General features: G+C 64.8%; 4 protein-coding genes. 2 read left to right on the plus strand and 2 right to left on the minus strand.

The window, feature by feature from the left end:
* Positions 1 to 93 precede the first annotated feature (93 nt).
* Together grpE and EOA24_RS32035 are read left to right on the plus strand one after the other, a co-directional pair.
* Entirely contained in the window at positions 94 to 726 is a 633-nt protein-coding gene (grpE, locus tag EOA24_RS32030) for a nucleotide exchange factor GrpE (RefSeq protein WP_042641032.1), read from the plus strand.
* 124 nt (positions 727 to 850) lie between these two features.
* Entirely contained in the window at positions 851 to 1,483 is a 633-nt protein-coding gene (locus EOA24_RS32035; RefSeq protein ID WP_126083706.1) for a trimeric intracellular cation channel family protein, read from the plus strand.
* A 98-nt stretch (positions 1,484 to 1,581) separates the two neighbouring features.
* On the opposite strand, the gene EOA24_RS32040 is transcribed toward EOA24_RS32035, so the two are convergent.
* Positions 1,582 to 2,469, minus strand: coding sequence for a GNAT family N-acetyltransferase (locus tag EOA24_RS32040; RefSeq protein ID WP_108702883.1), 888 nt, complete (start codon positions 2,467 to 2,469; stop codon positions 1,582 to 1,584).
* Between the two features lie 183 nt (positions 2,470 to 2,652).
* Positions 2,653 to 3,205 (minus strand): response regulator (locus tag EOA24_RS32045; protein ID WP_133374714.1); only part of this gene is annotated, 553 nt, incomplete at its 5' end.

Below are 3,205 nucleotides of genomic sequence, written 5' to 3' on the forward strand. Positions count from 1 at the left end.
GCATCGGCGGCGAGCGCTTACCCCTTGATTTTTGGCCTCCAAACCTCGATATCGGGCGCAAATCCAGACCAATCCGAATGACGGGAAACGGCGATGAGCGACCAGGCAAAAGACGAACGCACGCCCGAAGATATGGAAGCCACCCAGGCTTCCGGCGAGCGCGCGGAAGGTGGCGTCGACGGCGACTATGAAGCGCTCGTGCGGCTGCTGAAGGAAAACGAGGAACTGAAGGACCGCGCGTTGCGCGTCGCGGCCGAAATGGAGAATTTGCGGCGGCGCACCGCGCGCGACGTGCATGACGCGCGCACTTACGCGGTGGCCAATTTCGCGCGCGACATGCTGTCTGTATCGGACAATCTGCGCCGCGCGCTCGATGCCATTCCGGCCGAGGCCAAGGCTTCCGGCGATGCCGGCTTCAAGGCGCTTATCGAGGGTGTCGACCTCACCGAACGCGCCATGCTTTCGGCGCTGGAGCGCCACGGCGTGAAGAAACTCGCGCCCGAAGGCGAGAAGTTCGATCCGAACTTCCACCAAGCGATGTTCGAAGTGCCCAATCCGGAGGTCCCGGCCGGCACCGTCGTGCAGGTGGTGCAGCCCGGCTATTCGATCGGCGAGCGCGTGTTGCGGCCGGCGATGGTCGGTGTTGCCAAGGGTGGCCCGAAGGCAACCGCCGAGGCGAAGGTCGAGCCCGGCCCGGTGAACGAGCAGGCCGAGAAGGATGCGTGAATAGGGGAGTAAGGGAGTAGGGCACTAAGGGAGTAGGGGAAGCGGAACCGTACTTTGACGCGGTTCTATGCTATTCAACTTTCCCTATTGCCCTACTCCCTTACTGCCCTACTCCCCTATGTCCTTGAACCCCATCGCCTTGCTCGACTATGCCGGCGTCGCCGTCTTCGCGGCGACGGGCGCGCTTGCCGCATCGCGCAAGCAGCTTGATATTATCGGCTTCCTGTTCCTGGCCAGCATCACCGGCATCGGCGGCGGGACGCTACGCGACGTCATCCTCAACCTGCCCGTATTCTGGGTCGCCAACAGCGGCTATGTGCTGATCTGCGCGGTCGTCGCGGTGCTGGTCTTCTTCAGCGCCCACCGCTTCGAATCCCGCTACAAGCTGCTGCTCTGGCTCGATGCCGTCGGCCTTGCCGCGTTCTCGGTGATGGGCGCGGCAAAGGGGCTGGCCATCACCGGTTCGCCTGTCGTGTCCGTCATCACGGGCGTGCTGACGGCGACCTCCGGCGGCATCTTGCGCGACCTGCTTGCCGGCGAGCCTTCGGTGCTGCTCAGGCCCGAAATCTATGTCACGGCCGCCCTGGCGGGCGCCGCCATCTTCACCCTTGGCGATCTTGCCGGCCTGCCGACGCTGGCGTCCAGCCTGCTCGGCTTCGCGGGCGCGTTCGTCGTGCGCGGCGGGGCGCTTAAATTCGGCTGGTCGTTTGCGGCCTATCGGAGTCGGCCGGGGCGAAGGCCGGAAGACATTCCGTGAGCGAGTAGCGAATAGGGAGTAGCGAGTAGAGATTACCCGAGATGGCGTTCTATTCGCTATTCGCTATTCGCTATTCGCTATTCGCTATTCGCTATTCGCTATGCCGCGAAGCGCTGCCCTTCGCCGCCATAATAGTTGACATAGCGGGCGCCGATCTCCTTGACCGGCATGACGACGAAGACGTCGACGGTCGAGAATTCGTGGTCGATGACGCAACCGTCGCCTATGCGGGCACCGACGCGCAGGTAACCCTTGACCAGCGGCGGCATGGCGGCGATCGCCGCCTTGGTGTTCACCGCCTCGATCGGCATCAGGTCCATCGAGCAGTAGCGCCCCGGTACCGCGCGGACATCCCAGGCGGAGTTGGTGCGGCAATGATGGGCAAGATAGGTCAGCGCCTCGGCATGCGCCGCCGGCACGATGCCGTGGAAAGAGGCGCAGCCGGTCATCACGCCGATGCCGTAATGGTTGATATAGGCCCAGATGCCCTGCCACAGCGCCTCGATGGTGCGCTTGGAACGGTATTCGGGCAGAACGCAGGAGCGGCCGAGCTCGAGGAAGCGCTGGCCGGGGTGGCGCGCGATCAGCTTGGTGAGCTCGAACTCGCCCTCGGAATAGAAGCCGCCGGCGGTCGCGGCGATCTCCTGCCGCAGCAGGCGATAGGTGCCGACGATGCGGCGGTGCTCGGGGCCGGGAAGGGACGTGTCCAACACGAGAAGGTGATCGCAGAGCGGGTCGAAACGGTCGGCATCGCGCCGGTCCTGCGCCTGGAACAGGTCCTTCCTCGCGCCAAGCTCGTCATAAAATACCCGATAGCGGACTTCCTGGGCGGCGGCGATCTCAGCCTCGTTGCGGGCGAGCCGCACCTCGAGGTTGCCGATCCGGCCCAGCGGAGCGCCGCTTGCGACGGCGTCGGCGGTACGGGCAGCGAGCAGGGCGCCGCCGGCATTCGGCCGAGTGTCACATTCAGGCATGACTGTATGCACGAGTGATTCTCCTTCGAGCCATCCCTCTTGGCACGGGGATACGGTGTAGGTGCAACAGGATTGTGACAGTACCGTGATACGGCGTGGCGGGCAATACTTTGTCGGCTGGACAATACCCTCAACCGGCTATCTTACGGTCGCGAAAGCCAGGCAATTCATGGCTTTCAAGGGCTCAAAATTTCGTCAGGCGGCGACCTGGCCCTCAACCGCCTGGACGAGCGCGTCCGGGTCGAGCGGCTTGGTCACGAAGCCGCTGGCGCCATGGGCGAGCACGGCATGCCGGGTCTTTTCCTGGCTGTCGGCCGAAAGCACCATGATCGGGATCGGCGGCATGGCCAGGGACTCTTCATGGCGGCGGATGGCGGCGATCGCATCCAGGCCATCCATGACAGGCATATGCAGGTCCATCAGCACCACATCGAAGCGGAACTTGAGGCCGGCGTCGGTAACGGCATCGACCGCGGCCTTGCCGTTGCCGACAACCTTGACGCGATGCCCTGCCTTGAGCAGCGTGGCGCGGGCGAGCATGGCGTTGATGTCATTGTCCTCGGCGATCAGCACCGACAGGCCCTGGTCGCGCTTGCGCACCGAGGCGGCGCCGCGCGGCTCCGGCCGCGGCTGGGTGAGCGCGGAGCCATGGCTGGTCAACAGCACCCGCAAAAGGGTCTCGCCGCGCACGGGTCTCGCGAGAAAGGTGGCGTAGCCGCTGGCGCGGAATTCGCCGAGCATGCCCCGG

The organism is Mesorhizobium sp. M2A.F.Ca.ET.039.01.1.1, assembly GCF_003998035.1.
Lineage (GTDB): Bacteria > Pseudomonadota > Alphaproteobacteria > Rhizobiales > Rhizobiaceae > Mesorhizobium.